This window comes from Salmonella sp. SSDFZ69 (assembly GCF_004010755.1).
Taxonomy (GTDB): domain Bacteria; phylum Pseudomonadota; class Gammaproteobacteria; order Enterobacterales; family Enterobacteriaceae; genus Salmonella; species Salmonella enterica.
On record NZ_CP034831.1, the window covers coordinates 276,956 to 292,376 of the forward strand.

Annotated in this window: 12 protein-coding genes and 1 pseudogene; 9 read left to right on the forward strand and 4 right to left on the reverse strand. The window is 52.3% G+C overall.

The annotated features are described in order from the left end of the window. Nucleotides 1-203 precede the first annotated feature (203 nt). The 5 genes and pseudogenes from EOS98_RS01295 (at nucleotide 204) to fraE (ending at nucleotide 5,458) form a co-directional block, all read left to right on the forward strand. Nucleotides 204-923, forward strand: a complete 720-nt coding sequence (locus EOS98_RS01295; protein WP_000572566.1) for a GntR family transcriptional regulator — start codon at nucleotides 204-206, stop codon at nucleotides 921-923. Between the two features lie 174 nt (nucleotides 924-1,097). Then, entirely contained in the window at nucleotides 1,098-2,075 is a 978-nt protein-coding gene (gene fraB, locus EOS98_RS01300; RefSeq protein ID WP_077905336.1) for a 6-phosphofructose-aspartate deglycase, read from the forward strand. Nucleotides 2,076-2,138: 63 nt separating this feature from the next. Then, nucleotides 2,139-2,984 carry a fructose-aspartate kinase gene (fraD, locus tag EOS98_RS01305; RefSeq protein WP_126523767.1) on the forward strand — a complete coding sequence of 282 codons (846 nt, stop codon included), beginning with the start codon at nucleotides 2,139-2,141 and terminating at the stop codon, nucleotides 2,982-2,984. Nucleotides 2,985-3,037: 53 nt separating this feature from the next. Further along, a pseudogene (locus tag EOS98_RS01310) lies at nucleotides 3,038-4,356 on the forward strand (anaerobic C4-dicarboxylate transporter family protein). Between the two features lie 58 nt (nucleotides 4,357-4,414). Then, nucleotides 4,415-5,458 carry a fructose-asparagine asparaginase gene (fraE, locus tag EOS98_RS01315; protein WP_126523768.1) on the forward strand — a complete coding sequence of 348 codons (1,044 nt, stop codon included), beginning with the start codon at nucleotides 4,415-4,417 and terminating at the stop codon, nucleotides 5,456-5,458. A gap of 46 nt (nucleotides 5,459-5,504) precedes the next feature. Here the strand turns inward: fraE and gorA are convergent, their stop codons facing one another. Beyond that, nucleotides 5,505-6,857 (reverse strand): glutathione-disulfide reductase, encoded by a 1,353-nt coding sequence (gene gorA / locus EOS98_RS01320; RefSeq protein ID WP_000160769.1) that lies wholly within the window; start codon nucleotides 6,855-6,857, stop codon nucleotides 5,505-5,507. A gap of 104 nt (nucleotides 6,858-6,961) precedes the next feature. Further along, on the reverse strand, nucleotides 6,962-7,804 hold the full coding sequence (locus tag EOS98_RS01325) for a 23S rRNA (adenine(2030)-N(6))-methyltransferase RlmJ (protein ID WP_000954233.1): 843 nt from the start codon (nucleotides 7,802-7,804) through the stop codon (nucleotides 6,962-6,964). A 210-nt stretch (nucleotides 7,805-8,014) separates the two neighbouring features. On the opposite strand from EOS98_RS01325, the gene EOS98_RS01330 reads away from it, so the two are divergent. The 3 genes from EOS98_RS01330 to rsmJ all read left to right on the forward strand — a co-directional run bounded on the left by EOS98_RS01330 (nucleotide 8,015) and on the right by rsmJ (nucleotide 12,275). Then, nucleotides 8,015-9,286 (forward strand): acid phosphatase, encoded by a 1,272-nt coding sequence (locus EOS98_RS01330; protein ID WP_000766150.1) that lies wholly within the window; start codon nucleotides 8,015-8,017, stop codon nucleotides 9,284-9,286. A 181-nt stretch (nucleotides 9,287-9,467) separates the two neighbouring features. Next, complete coding sequence (prlC, locus tag EOS98_RS01335) at nucleotides 9,468-11,510, forward strand: oligopeptidase A (protein WP_000184178.1); 2,043 nt, start codon at nucleotides 9,468-9,470, stop codon at nucleotides 11,508-11,510. A gap of 6 nt (nucleotides 11,511-11,516) precedes the next feature. Further along, on the forward strand, nucleotides 11,517-12,275 hold the full coding sequence (gene rsmJ, locus EOS98_RS01340; RefSeq protein ID WP_023202869.1) for a 16S rRNA (guanine(1516)-N(2))-methyltransferase RsmJ: 759 nt from the start codon (nucleotides 11,517-11,519) through the stop codon (nucleotides 12,273-12,275). Nucleotides 12,276-12,366: 91 nt separating this feature from the next. On the opposite strand, the gene dtpB is transcribed toward rsmJ, so the two are convergent. Next, nucleotides 12,367-13,839 (reverse strand): dipeptide/tripeptide permease DtpB, encoded by a 1,473-nt coding sequence (dtpB, locus tag EOS98_RS01345; protein WP_126523769.1) that lies wholly within the window; start codon nucleotides 13,837-13,839, stop codon nucleotides 12,367-12,369. Between the two features lie 324 nt (nucleotides 13,840-14,163). After that, on the reverse strand, nucleotides 14,164-14,598 hold the full coding sequence (uspA, locus tag EOS98_RS01350; RefSeq protein ID WP_000323565.1) for a universal stress protein UspA: 435 nt from the start codon (nucleotides 14,596-14,598) through the stop codon (nucleotides 14,164-14,166). Nucleotides 14,599-14,985: 387 nt separating this feature from the next. Here uspA and uspB point away from each other — a divergent pair, with 387 nt between their 5' ends. Continuing rightward, nucleotides 14,986-15,321, forward strand: a complete 336-nt coding sequence (uspB, locus tag EOS98_RS01355; RefSeq protein ID WP_126523770.1) for a universal stress protein UspB — start codon at nucleotides 14,986-14,988, stop codon at nucleotides 15,319-15,321. The last annotated feature ends 100 nt before the right edge of the window (nucleotides 15,322-15,421 follow it).

A 15,421-nucleotide genomic window follows, 5' to 3' on the forward strand; every position in this document is an offset into this window, starting at 1 on the left:
TGTCTCTCAAGAAAAACAATTTATAACTTACTGAATAGTATTGCGAAAATCCTATTTTCATGACGCCCGCCCCAGACCTAAAATCAGAACATTCGTTTCATAGCGGTATCACTACGTCACCGCATGGCGTGGATTCACAAGCAAAGGTAACGTAAATAGTTATAATACAAGCTATGGCACCATGATAATACAAATGGATACAAATGATCGAGCAACCCGACAGTAAAAGCGCCAAACCGCTTTATAAGCAGCTTGAAGCCGCCTTAAAAGAGGCCATTGCGCGTGGAGAGTATAAACCAGGCCAGCAGATCCCGACGGAAAATGAACTGAGCGCGCGCTGGCAGGTGAGCAGGGTCACGGTCCGTAAGGCGTTGGATGCGCTGACGCGTGAAAATTTGCTGACCCGTGTCTCCGGCAAAGGCACCTTTGTCTCTGGTGAGAAATTTCAGCGTAGCATGACCGGCATCATGAGTTTCAGCGAGTTATGCCAGTCCCAGGGACGTCGCCCGGGGTCACGCACCATCAAATCCGTTTTTGAATCGGTAGACGATGAGACAAAAGCGTTACTGAATATGAACGATGGCGAAAAAGCGGTCGTCATTGAACGTATCCGCTATGCCGACGATGTGGCGGTATCGCTGGAAACCGTACATCTTCCCCCACGTTTTGCGTTTTTGCTGGACGAAGATCTTAATAATCACTCTTTGTATGAATGCTTACGTGAGAAATACCATTTATGGTTTACCCACTCCCGTAAGATGATCGAACTGGTTTATGCCAGCTTTGAAGTCGCCCATTATCTTGGCGTCAACGAGGGTTATCCGCTGATCCTGATAAAAAGTGAAATGATTGATAACAAAGGAGAACTCTCCTGCGTTTCGCAACAGTTGATTGTCGGCGATAAAATACGGTTTACCGTATGATGTCAGCATTACGCTAACGAAGAGCAGGCTGAATCGGGATCCAGATCGCGGATCCCGATTTTTTTTGGTTTCCATCTTGATCAAATGTCTTTAAATGTCATATAAAAATAACAATACATTATGAGTCATTTATGGCGAATCCTCGCCTGTATCTTTATGGAACCAGAGGAAAGCATGATGGGTATGAAAGAGACAGTTAGCAATATTGTGACCAGCCAGGCAGAGAAAGGAGGCGTTAAACACGTCTATTATGTGGCGTGCGGCGGTTCTTATGCGGCGTTCTATCCGGCGAAAGCATTTTTAGAAAAAGAAGCGAAAGCGTTGACTGTCGGTCTGTATAACAGCGGAGAATTTATTAACAACCCGCCGGTAGCGCTGGGAGAAAATGCCGTTGTGGTTGTCGCCTCCCACAAAGGTAATACGCCAGAGACAATTAAAGCGGCTGAAATCGCCCGTCAGCACGGCGCGCCGGTCATTGGTTTAACCTGGGTAATGGATTCACCGTTGGTGGCGCATTGCGACTATGTGGAAACGTACACGTTTGGCGACGGTAAAGATATTGCCGGAGAGAAAACGATGAAAGGCCTGCTGAGTGCGGTCGAACTGCTCCAGCAGACGGAAGGGTATGCGCACTATGACGATTTTCAGGATGGCGTCAGCAAAATCAACCGTATCGTCTGGCGCGCTTGCGAGCAGGTTGCGGAACGCGCGCAGGCGTTCGCGCAGGAATATAAAGACGATAAAGTCATTTACACCGTCGCCAGCGGCGCGGGCTATGGCGCAGCCTACCTACAGAGCATCTGCATCTTTATGGAAATGCAATGGATACATTCCGCCTGTATTCATAGCGGTGAGTTTTTCCACGGGCCGTTTGAAATTACCGATGCGAATACGCCTTTCTTCTTCCAGTTTTCCGAGGGCAATACGCGGGCGGTGGATGAACGCGCGTTAAACTTCCTGAAAAAATATGGCCGCCGGATTGAAGTTGTCGATGCGAAAGAACTGGGGCTATCGACCATTAAAACCACGGTTATTGATTACTTTAACCACTCTCTCTTTAATAACGTTTATCCCGTTTACAATCGGGCGTTAGCTGAGGCGCGTCAGCATCCGTTAACGACGCGCCGCTATATGTGGAAAGTGGAATATTAATTACATCAGGATGGATAAAAAAGCAGGGACGCTTTTTATTGTAAAGACAAACAAGGAATAATGATGAGCATCAGCGTATTGGGTATTGGCGACAACGTTGTCGATAAATACCTGCATTCCGGCATCATGTACCCCGGCGGTAATGCATTAAATTTTGCTGTCTATGCGAAATTAGCAGACATCCCCAGCGCGTTTATGGGGGCGTTTGGCAATGACGACGCCGCGCAGCACGTACAGGATGTATTACACCAGCTACAGATAGACATCTCTCACAGCCGCCATTATACCGGCGAAAATGGGTATGCCTGTATCCGTCTCTCGCATGGCGATCGGCAATTTGTCGCCAGCAACAAAAACGGCGTATTGCGGGAACATCCTTTTAGTCTGTCTGACGACGATCTTCGCTATATATCACAATTTACCTTAGTCCATTCCAGTATTAATGGCCACCTGGAATCGGAACTGGAGAAAATTAAACAACAAACCGTCTTACTCTCTTTTGATTTTTCCGGGCGCGGTACAGACGACTATTTTGAAAAGGTATGCCCGTGGGTAGATTATGGATTTGTCTCCTGTAGCGGGTTATCGCCAGATGAAATCAAAATAAAACTCAATAAACTTTATCGTTATGGCTGTCGGCATATTATTGCCACCTGCGGGCATGAAAAAGTTTATTATTTTTCCGGCGCGGATTATCTGGAGTGGCAACCTGCTTATATCGAACCTGTCGATACGCTGGGCGCAGGCGACGCCTTCTTAACCGGTTTTTTGCTTACCATTTTGCAATCGGGTATGGCGGAACCCGATAAAGAAAGCGTGTTACGCGCCATGCGGCAGGGCGGGAAATCGGCGGCGCAGGTGTTATCTCATTACGGCGCATTTGGCTTTGGTAAACCGTTTGCACAATAGGTTACGTCCCTCAATGTAAAGCGACACTCACTCCAGATAACCCAGGAGGAAGTATGTTTTGGACGGAATTATGTTTTATCCTTGTGGCCCTGATGATAGGCGCCAGGATCGGCGGCGTATTTTTAGGGATGGTCGGCGGGTTAGGCGTCGGCGTGATGGTTTTTATTTTTGGCTTGACGCCTTCTACGCCACCGATTGATGTTATTCTGATTATTCTTTCTGTTGTCCTGGCGGCCGCTTCTTTACAGGCCTCCGGCGGGCTGGATTTACTGGTCAAACTGGCGGAAAAAATTCTGCGTCGCCACCCTCGTTACATTACGTTATTAGCGCCGTTTATCTGTTATATCTTCACTTTTATGTCAGGAACGGGGCATGTCGTTTATAGCTTGTTACCGGTTATTTCTGAAGTCGCACGGGATTCTGGTATTCGACCGGAACGTCCTTTATCTATTTCCGTTATCGCATCGCAACAGGCGATTACCGCCAGTCCTATATCTGCCGCCATGGCGGCGATGATTGGTTTAATGGCGCCGTTGGGCGTCTCTATTTCAACCATTATGATGATTTGCGTGCCCGCCACGTTAATCGGCGTAGCGATGGGGGCAATAGCGACCTTTAATAAAGGAAAAGAGTTAAAAGACGATCCGGAATATCAACGTCGGCTTGCTGAAGGGTTAATTAAACCTGCGCAGAAAGAAGTAAAAATACGGTGGTCACTTCGCGCGCCAAATTGTCGGTGGCGTTATTTCTGACCAGCGCGATCGTTATCGTTCTGTTAGGACTGATTCCGGCGCTGCGGCCCATGGTGGAAACAGCGAAAGGGCTACAACCGCTTTCGATGTCCGCCGCTATCCAGATTACGATGCTCTCTTTTGCCTGCCTGATTGTGTTGTTATGTCGGCCGCAGGTCGATCAGATTATCAGCGGTACGGTATTTCGGGCGGGCGCGCTGGCGATTGTCTGCGCCTTCGGCCTGGCCTGGATGAGTGAGACGTTCGTGAATGGTCATATCGCGTTGATTAAGGCAGAAGTGCAAACTCTATTGCAACAGCATACCTGGCTTATCGCCATTATGATGTTTTTCGTGTCCGCTATGGTCAGCAGCCAGGCGGCAACGACGTTAATTCTGTTGCCGCTGGGGCTGGCGTTAGGGTTGCCCGCTTATGCATTAATCGGTTCCTGGCCTGCCGTTAACGGCTATTTCTTTATTCCGGTGGCGGGACAGTGTCTGGCGGCGCTGGCGTTTGACGACACCGGTACGACGCGTATCGGCAAATATGTGCTTAACCATAGTTTTATGCGTCCGGGATTAGTTAACGTGATTGTCTCGGTCATTGTCGGGCTGTTAATAGGAAAAATGGTTCTGGCCTGATTGTTATTCATGTTTTTATAGCACACGCCACTTATTATTTTTAATTCAGAGGAAGAAAATGAAAATTAGAGTTTTCATGGCCACCGTGTTGCTGCTCATCAGCCACTGTGTATTTAGCACAACGTCACTACCGCATATTGTTATTCTCGCGACAGGCGGTACTATCGCCGGGACGGCAGCCAATAATACGCAAACCGCCGGATATAAATCCGGTGAACTTGGCGTGCAAACATTAATAAATGCCGTGCCGGAAATGAATAATATCGCTCGCGTTGACGGCGAGCAGGTGGCGAATATTGGTAGCGAAAATATGACCAGCGATATCATCCTGAAACTTTCACAGAAGGTGAATGCGTTATTGGCGCGGGACGATGTTGACGGTGTGGTTATTACTCATGGCACTGACACGCTCGATGAAACCGCCTACTTTCTTAATTTGACCGTGAAAAGCGACAAACCGGTGGTGTTTACCGCTGCAATGCGGCCCGCGTCGGCAATCAGCGCCGATGGCGCAATGAACCTGCTGGAAGCGGTCACGGTGGCTGCTGACCCGAATGCGAAGGGACGCGGTGTAATGGTCGTTTTAAACGATCGTATTGGTTCGGCGCGCTTTGTAACGAAAACCAATGCCACGACTCTGGATACCTTTAAAGCGCCGGAAGAGGGCTATCTGGGGGTCATCGTTAATGGTCAGCCACAGTTCGAAACGCGGGTGGAAAAAATTCATACCCTGCGATCTGTTTTTGACGTACGTAATATCAAGAAATTACCCAATGTGGTGATTATTTACGGCTATCAGGACGACCCGGAATATATGTATGATGCGGCGATCGCCCATCACGCGGACGGTATTATTTATGCCGGAACCGGCGCAGGTTCAGTCTCGGTACGCAGCGACGCGGGGATTAAAAAAGCGGAGAAGGCCGGGATTATCGTGGTGCGTGCTTCCCGCACCGGAAACGGCATAGTACCGTTGGATAAAGGGCAGCCAGGGCTGGTGTCTGACTCGCTCAACCCGGCGAAGGCGCGAGTCTTGCTGATGACGGCATTAACTCAGACGCGTAATCCGGAACTGATCCAGAGTTATTTCAGTACGTATTAATCATGAAGGCTTGTGCGCCCACCCTCGAAGATGGGCGCACAAGATCTTAACGCATGGTCACAAACTCTTCCGACGCGGTCGGGTGAATAGCGACGGTATTATCGAAGTCTTTCTTGGTAGCGCCCATCTTCAGCGCCACTGCGAAGCCCTGCAACATTTCATCCATGCCGAAGCCGATACCGTGGATACCCACAATTTTTTCTTCCGGCCCGACGCAGACCAGCTTCATACGGCACGGCTGGCGGTGCGTCGTCACCGCGGTATACATAGCGGTAAACGATGATTTATAGACTTTCACCTGCTCGTCGCCGTACTGCTCGCGCGCCTGCGGCTCGCTTAACCCGACGGTGCCGATAGGCGGATGGCTAAAGACCACGGTCGGGATGTTGCTGTAGTCCAGATGCTCGTCCGGCTTGTTGTTAAACAGGCGTTCGGAGAGACGGCGACCGGCGGCGACGGCGACTGGCGTTAACTCCACTGCGCCGGTGTTATCGCCAACGGCGTAAATGCCTTCTACGTTCGTGTTCTGCCATTTATCAACGATGATGTAACCTTTTTCATTGGTTTTCACGCCCGCCGCCGCCAGATTAATATTGTCGGTCGACGGTTCGCGACCAATGGCCCAGATCAGGCAATCAACGGTTTCACTGCGGCCATCTTCCAGTTCCAGAGTCAGACTGCCGTCGGCGTTTTTCACCACCGCTTTCGGCACGGCGTGAGTATGCAGTTGCGGGCCTTCGGCGTTCATCACCTCAACCAGCGTTTCGCTAATCATCGGGTCAAAACTGCGCAGCGGCGCATGTTTACGGACAAACAGATGCGTTTTCGCCCCCAGCGCGTTGATAACGCCAGCCAGTTCAACGGCGATATAACCTGCGCCTACCACCGCGACGCGCTCCGGCAAGGCAGACAGCGCAAAGAAACCGTCGGAATCAATTCCGTATTCCACGCCTGGAATGCTCGGATGGCTCGGACGGCCGCCGGTAGCGATCAAAATATGGTCGGCGGTGATGGTTTCGCCGTTCACTTCAATGGTTTTGGCATCGACAAAGCGGGCAAAGCCTTTAATCACATCCACGTTATTTTTGCCCAGCACGTTGTCGTATGAAGTATGGATGCGGTCAATATACGCGGTACGGCTGGCAATCAGCTTGCTCCAGTCGAACTGATTAATCGTGGCGTCAAAACCGTAGTCCGGGCCATACAGATGAATCGCTTCACGAATCTGCGCGGCATGCCACATCACTTTCTTCGGCACGCAGCCCACGTTAACACAGGTGCCGCCCAGCTCTTTGGCTTCGATGAGCGCACATTTCTGGCCGTACATAGCGGCGCGGTTAATCGAGGCGATACCGCCGCTGCCGCCGCCGATAGCGATGTAATCATAGTGTTTGGTCATGACCGCTCCTTTATGTTCGTTGTCGGACGGATAGATTCTGCGCTACCCGCCAAAATATTCGCGATTGTATACCTGAAGGTGAAAGGTTCCACCGATGGCTGTGATTACTCCGGCACGATCCAGCTTACCGAAGTGTGTCCGTGACCGTTTGGCGCCAACCTGCTGTGCAGCCACGGTAGCACGTTGTTCATCTGCTGCTCCAGTTTCCACGGCGGGTTAACCACGATCATACCGGACGCCGTCATCCCGCGCTGATCGCTGTCCGGGCGGATCGCCAGCTCAATTTGCAGGATTTTACGGATGCCGGTGGCCTCCAGATCATGAATCATGCGCTTAATTTGCTGGCGGAGCACCACCGGATACCATAGCGCGTATGTACCGGTGGCGAAACGTTTATAACCCTCGCTGATGCCGCTGACTACCGCCTGGTAGTCGGTTTTCATTTCATAAGGTGGGTCAATGAGGATCAGACCGCGGCGGGAAACCGGCGGTAATTTGGCTTTCAGTTGCTGATAGCCGTCAGCGCGTTCCACGCGGGCGCGGTTGTCTTTTTGAAACTCCGCGCGCAACAGTGGGAAGTCGCTGGGATGCAATTCCGTGAGTTGCAGACTGTCCTGCTCACGCAGCAACTGGCGGGCGATTAACGGGGAGCCCGGATAGTAGCGTAACTGCCCGCTGCGGTTGAAATGTTTTACGACGCTAATATACGGTTCCAGTTCGGCGGGCAGGTCGTCCTGCTGCCAGATACGGGCGATGCCTTCCAGATACTCTCCGGTACGTTCAGCATGTTCGCTGCCCAACTGATAACGCCCCGCGCCCGCGTGCGTGTCCAGATAGAGAAACGGTTTTTCTTTCTCTTTTAGCGACTCGATGATCAGGCTCTGAACGGTATGTTTAAGGACGTCGGCGTGGTTGCCAGCGTGAAAGCTGTGGCGATAACTGAGCATGGATGCAGATATTCCGGGAAGTAAACAAGTTAGCCGATAGTTTACCGCAGATCCGCGCAGATTACCCCAGTACCGCCATGTTGTTTCGCGCGTTGTGAAAGTATTGCAAGACGTGTTCGTATCATCAAACCGTCAACTGCGCAGGCCAGCATCGCCTGTGGGCAAGGTAGTAGTTTTGACCTGGCGTTATTTTTAATGAAAGGAACCATAATGAAACTACACATTACTGTACTGGCGTCATCTCTGGCGCTGGCGATGCCGGCACTGGCGAAAGATATTCCCCTGTCCCAGGCGGAGTCGATAGCGAAAAGCGTGACGCCCGACTCGGCGAGCGTCGCCTTTAATGACCTTGAGGCTCAATGGCTGACACAGTTGCGTAAGGCATTACAAGGCGATACCGCCGCGTTGACTCGCGACGCCCTGGCTCAGATGCGACAGAATTCCATCCAGGCGGATAATGCCTGGTTACAGGCTAGCGGTTATGATTTTCATACTACTGAGAATCAACAGATGGGGATTACCCTACTTTCCGCCTTCAATACATTGCCGGAAGCAGTATTGAAAGACAATCTGGCGACGGTGACGGCGATTAATCACGATGCCGATGTTAATACCCGTCACCAGGCGCTGGCGGATGCGGAAAGCGTGGAGTATCTCTATTTCCTGAGCGACGCAATGGGGCCGCGGCTGGGGCGGGCATTTCTCGCCGCTTATGATAAAGGTGAGTTGGGCAAAGCGGCAGCGTTGATTAAAGCCTCGGAAGTCAGCACCGGCGCGGCGAAAAAATATTTTCATTACCCGCGTCCTTACCAGGTGCCGGGTAATACTATCCATTTGACGCCGGATGATGTGGTGGTAAAAGATGGTCATCCTTATACCGCAGGTGGCGGTGCTTTCCCCAGCGGACACACGAATACCGGTTATACGGATGCGCTGTTGATGGCGGAAATGATCCCGGAACGCTTTGATGCGCTGGTGATTCGTGGCGCGCGTTATGGCTATTCTCGCCTGGTTCTTGGCGTACACTATCCGCTGGATGTGATGGGCGCGCGGATGGTCGCGCAGCGTAATGTCGCGCATTATCTTAACGATCCGTATTACCGTACGTTATTCAACGAAGCTCGCGCCCAACTGCGCGAGGCGCTGGTGAAAGAGTGCGGTACGACGATTGTCGAATGCGCGGCATCGGCCGGAAAAGACGATCCGTACCGCGATCCGGCTATGCATACCTTCTACCGCTTCACCATGACTTATAACCTGCCGCAACAGAAAGGCGAGCATCAGCCGTTGAAAATACCAAAAGGCGCCGATGTTCTGCTACAGACAGCGCTGCCGAACCTGTCGCCAGCGCAGCGTCAGGCGTTAATGGAAGAGACGGCGTTACCGGCAGGATATCCGTTGTCGGGCGAGACCGAGGATCAACAGTTCTGGCAGCGTCTGGATCTGTCCGCTGCTTACGAGATGGCGAGAAAAACGCGCTGACGTTGTCACCCGGCTGATAAAACGTAAGCCGGGATGATGTTAAAGGGGCGGCTTATTGCAGCGATACCCACGTCTGTACGCTGTCCATCATTGAAATTCCCCTTACTATCCCCCATTCTAGATCTCATCGCGAGAGCGCCAAAAGCGCGCTCCACTCACCTTCTTCTACAGGACTGCGCATATGACCAATCCATTACTAACGTCTTTTTCACTGCCGCCTTTTTCTGCAATTAAACCGGAGCATGTGGTGCCTGCGGTCACCAAAGCGTTGGCCGATTGCCGGGCGGCGGTAGAAGGCGTTGTGGCGCATGGCGCGCCGTATAGCTGGGAAAACCTCTGCCAGCCGTTGGCGGAAGCCGACGATGTTCTGGGGCGTATTTTCTCGCCAATTAGCCACTTAAACTCGGTGAAAAATAGTCCGGAGCTGCGTGAAGCCTACGAACAGACGCTGCCGCTGCTGTCTGAATACAGCACCTGGGTTGGGCAACATGAAGGACTGTACAACGCGTACCGCGACCTGCGCGACGGCGATCATTACGCCACGCTGAATACCGCGCAGAAGAAAGCGGTTGATAACGCGCTGCGTGATTTTGAACTGTCCGGCATCGGCCTGCCGAAAGAGAAACAGCAGCGTTACGGCGAAATCGCCACTCGCCTGTCTGAGCTGGGCAACCAGTACAGCAATAATGTGCTCGATGCCACCATGGGCTGGACGAAGCTCATCACCGACGAAGCCGAGCTGGCGGGAATGCCGGAAAGCGCGCTCGCCGCCGCTAAAGCCCAGGCGGAAGCCAAAGAGCAGGAAGGTTACCTGCTGACCCTGGATATCCCGAGCTATCTGCCGGTCATGACCTACTGCGACAACCAGGCGTTGCGCGAAGAGATGTATCGCGCCTATTCCACTCGTGCCTCCGACCAGGGGCCGAACGCCGGTAAGTGGGATAACAGCCCGGTGATGGAAGAAATTCTTGCGCTGCGCCATGAACTGGCGCAACTGCTGGGCTTCGAAAATTATGCCCATGAATCGCTGGCCACCAAGATGGCGGAAAATCCGCAGCAGGTGCTCGATTTCTTAACCGATCTGGCGAAACGCGCCCGCCCGCAGGGGGAGAAAGAGTTGGCCCAGCTGCGCGCCTTCGCCAAAGCCGAATTTGGCGTTGAGGAGCTGCAACCGTGGGATATCGCGTACTACAGTGAAAAGCAAAAACAGCACCTGTACAGCATCAGCGATGAGCAGCTACGCCCGTACTTCCCGGAAAACAAAGCCGTGAATGGCCTGTTTGAAGTGGTGAAACGTATTTACGGCATCACCGCCAAAGAGCGTACTGATGTTGATGTCTGGCACCCGGAAGTGCGTTTCTTTGAACTGTATGACGAAAATAACGAGCTGCGCGGCAGCTTCTACCTTGACCTGTACGCGCGCGAACACAAACGCGGCGGGGCGTGGATGGACGACTGTGTCGGCCAGATGCGTAAGGCGGACGGCACATTGCAAAAGCCGGTCGCTTATCTGACCTGTAATTTCAACCGTCCGGTGAACGGTAAACCCGCTCTGTTTACCCATGACGAAGTGATCACCCTGTTCCACGAGTTTGGTCATGGCCTGCATCATATGCTGACCCGCATTGAGACCGCCGGGGTCTCCGGTATCAGCGGCGTGCCGTGGGACGCGGTCGAACTGCCAAGTCAGTTTATGGAAAACTGGTGCTGGGAGCCGGAAGCGCTGGCGTTTATCTCCGGCCACTATGAAACCGGCGAACCGTTGCCGAAGGAGCTGCTGGATAAAATGCTGGCGGCGAAAAACTATCAGGCGGCGCTGTTTATTCTGCGTCAACTGGAGTTCGGTCTGTTTGATTTCCGTCTGCATGCGGAATTTAACCCGCAGCAAGGAGCGAAAATTCTTGAGACGCTCTTTGAAATTAAAAAACAGGTCGCCGTGGTGCCGTCACCGACATGGGGCCGCTTCCCACATGCATTCAGCCATATCTTTGCTGGCGGCTATGCGGCAGGCTACTACAGCTATCTGTGGGCCGACGTACTGGCGGCGGACGCGTATTCCCGCTTTGAGGAGGAAGGCATTTTCAACCGTGAGACCGGTCAGTCGTTCCTTGATAACATCCTGACTCGCGGTGGTTCTGAAGAGCCGATGGAACTCTTTAAACGCTTCCGTGGCCGTGAACCACAACTGGACGCGATGCTGGAGCATTACGGGATTAAAGGCTGATTTTACGTGCAAATCTGCTTAATGGATGAAACGGGCGCCACAGACGGCGCCTTATCTGTTCTGGCTGCCCGCTGGGGACTGGAGCATGACGAAGACAATCTAATGGCGCTGGTGATGACGCCGCAACATCTGGAGCTGCGCAAGCGCGACGAACCGAAGCTCGGCGGTATTTTCGTCGATTTTGTCGGCGGCGCGATGGCGCACCGGCGCAAGTTTGGCGGCGGGCGCGGCGAAGCGGTGGCGAAAGCCGTTGGTATCAAAGGCGATTATCTGCCGGATGTGGTTGATGCCACGGCCGGACTGGGGCGCGATGCGTTTGTACTGGCGTCCGTCGGTTGCCGCGTGCGGATGCTGGAGCGTAATCCGGTGGTCGCCGCGTTGCTCGATGACGGTCTGACGCGCGGCTACGCCGATGCGGACATTGGCGGCTGGCTTCAGGAGCGTTTGCAGTTGATTCATGCTTCCAGCCTGACGGCGTTAACCGATATCACGCCGCGCCCGCAGGTGGTCTACCTCGATCCAATGTTTCCTCACCGGCAGAAAAGCGCGCTGGTGAAGAAAGAGATGCGGGTGTTTCAGTCGTTGGTGGGGCCGGATTTAGACGCCGACGGACTGCTGGAACCGGCGCGTCAGTTGGCGACCAAACGCGTGGTGGTTAAACGTCCCGATTATGCGCCGCCGCTGGCGGATGTCGCGACGCCCAACGCCATCGTCACCAAAGGGCATCGGTTTGATATTTATGCCGGAACCCCTCTGACGGAGTAACGGATTGCCCGATGGCGTTGCGCTTATCGGGCCTACGATTCTCAATTATTTGTAGGCCGGATAAGGCGTAAGCCGCATCCGGCACTGAGTATTACTGTTCGGTACCTGGCGTATTAATCATCCGGTTTAACCACGGCACCATAATGGCCATCACCACGGTGACCGCCAGTGTTACCAGACCAATTTTGCTAAAGACGCCGGTATAAATGGGCAGCGTCTGTAACGGATCGGTGATGTTTTCCGGTACGGCAGTGAAGGTCGCCACATAACCGCCGAGCAGGAAGGCGGCGGCCTGGGTCAGGAACCACATTCCCAGAATAAAGCCCATCAGATGCTGCGGCACCAGAGCGGCGACCATTGCCAGTCCCAGCGCGCTAATCAGCAACTCGCCCAGACTCTGGAACAGATACACCAGCACGATAAACCACGGCGACGTCAGTCCTTGCGCATCGGCGAACCACATCCCGGCGGCGGCGGCGGTCAGAAAACCCAGCGCGCAGAGGAACATGCCGAGCGTAAACTTCATCGGCATAGTCAGATCTTTGCCTTTGCTACCCAGTCGGGTGTAAATCGCTGCCAGTACCGGACTGGCGACGACCACCCAGAATGGGTTCAGAGCCTGAAAACTCACTGGATTAATGGTGAATCCAAGAATTTCATGATGCACGTTATTAATCGCAAAGAAGTTCAGCGAGGTAGGCATCTGCGCATACAGAATGTAAAACAGCACGGCTTCAATCATCAGAATAAACGCCACGAACATTTTATTGCGGCCGGTTTTATCCAGACGAAACGCTTCGCGAAAGAAGAAAATAGTGACGACGATAGAAAGGACGATGAGCACCAGATTGGCAATCTTAACGTTGTGCATCAGCCAGGCGCAGAGGAAAATCATGACGACGGTGCCGAGTAGTACCAGCAGCAAATTGCGAAAACGTAGCGGTTTATGATCCGGTTCAGAACCGATATTTTTCACCATGCCACGGCAGGCGAAGTACACCAGAAGCGCAACAATTAAACCAGCGCCGCACAGATTATAGGTCACCGCATAGCCAAATTTATCGGCAATCACCGGCGCCAGCGATAGCGATAACAAAGAACCGATGTTAATCGACATATAAAACAGGGTGAAAGCGCCATCCAGCCGGGGATCTTTAGGCTGATAGCATTTAGAGAGCAGGCTGGCGGGATTGGCTTTAAATAACCCGTTGCCCACGGCAATCGTACCCAGTGCGATAAAAATCAGATCGGGATTTAATAGCGACATGCCGGTCATAAAATAGCCAATCGCCAGCACAATCGCGCCCAGGACCAGGGTGCGTTTAGTCCCTAACAGATGGTCGCCAACATAGCCGCCGATGGAGATCAGGCCATAAACCAGCGCCGCAAAAGCGCCAAAGGTAATAAAGGCCTGTTCCTGAGAAAAACCCAATTGTTTAACGAAAAAGACCGCCAGGATGCCCTGGACGCCGTAATAGCCAAATCGTTCCCATAATTCTACAAAAAAGATCATGAAGAATGGACGAGGTTGCTGCAGCAAGCCCGTAGGTGCAGTTGTATTCATATTCCTTCGCCTTTTAATGCCATCCCGAAACGTATGAGCGCGTATATCAAAACGCGCCGAAAAGACTTACCCTGATATAGACTGCGGTTATTAGCCTGATCAATAGGTTATTATACAAATGATACGCAAACTAATTAGTGGATCACACTAATTATGTTTGGTGTGATGGAATGATGTACTGAGTACTGCGAAGAAGGGGGGATAAACAAAACGCCCACAGAAGCGGGCGTTGTTGTTGAGAGCCGGAATTTGCCTGATGGTTCAGGCCAACCTGATTGACTATAGACCAGATGCGGTCTTAGCCGCCAGCCGGCACGGCAAGTATTACTCTTCTTCGTCGCGCAGCGGCACAATCAGCATGTCAACGTGAACGGTGTTGATCAGCTGGCGCGCAGAAGACATCAGTTTGCTCCAGAAGTCCTGGTGATGACCGCAAACGACCAGATCCATATCGTATTTCTTGATGGCGTCAACCAGCACCTGGCCCAAATCGCCGCTACCGCTCAGGGTTTCAGTGATAGGGTAGCCAGCGTTGGTAGACAGCTCGGTCAGCGCGTGGTGGGTTTCTTCGGAGATACGTTTCTGCATATCACCCAGATTGACGTCAATCAGACCGGTGTACAGGTCTGAATAGTTCACATCAACGTGGATGAGGGAGATTTTCGCGTTGTAGGGGCGCGCCATAGAGACCGCTTTTTCAACCAGAACTTTACTTTCCGGGGAGAGATCAACTGCGATAAGAATGTGTTTATAAGCCATAGTGTTACTCCTTCCATAAGTTGTCGATGACCATTGAGCTACTGGCGTTTCTTATGCCGCCGCGTCACCCGCGTCCTGCGAACTCTATGCGCGGGGCTAGCTCAGCCGTTTACCATAACTATCCTTACATTATAGCGACCAGGATAATCCGTCAATCTGCCTTGCTTGCCAGTTAGTTAAACAAAATTTTCAGGGAATTGCATTGATAGTGATTAACCTTCTGGTAAAAAAATTAACTGATCTCCTACAATGTGTATAAGAGCCGTTCGAATGCGGAGCGCTAATATGGACGGCTTTCGTAGTACTCTTTCACTGATTGTCTGGCAGGGTATCGGGGAGCGGTAGTCCCGGAGAGGAACTCCGTGGGCGGGTCGCCGGGGAGGAGATATGATAAGCACCATCTCACTATTCTGGGCTTTATGTGTCGTTTGCATTGTTAATATGGCGCGCTATTTCTCATCGCTACGCGCACTGTTAGTGGTACTTCGTGGTTGCGATCCTTTGCTCTATCAATATGTCGATGGCGGCGGCTTCTTTACCACGCATGGTCAGCCCAACAAACAGGTGCGCCTGGTATGGTATATCTACGCTCAGCGCTATCGCGATCATCATGATGAAGAATTTATTCGCCGTTGTGAACGCGTGCGCCGCCAGTTTCTGCTGACCAGCGCGTTATGCGGTTTAGTGGTGGTGAGCTTGATTGCGCTCATGATTTGGCACTGAATAAAAAAAGCGGGCCAGTTTCCTGACCCGCTCGTATTAGATAAGCCTCCCGGATGACGCCGCTTGTAGCGGCCTGTCAGGCCTGTGTTGCTTCATTCTG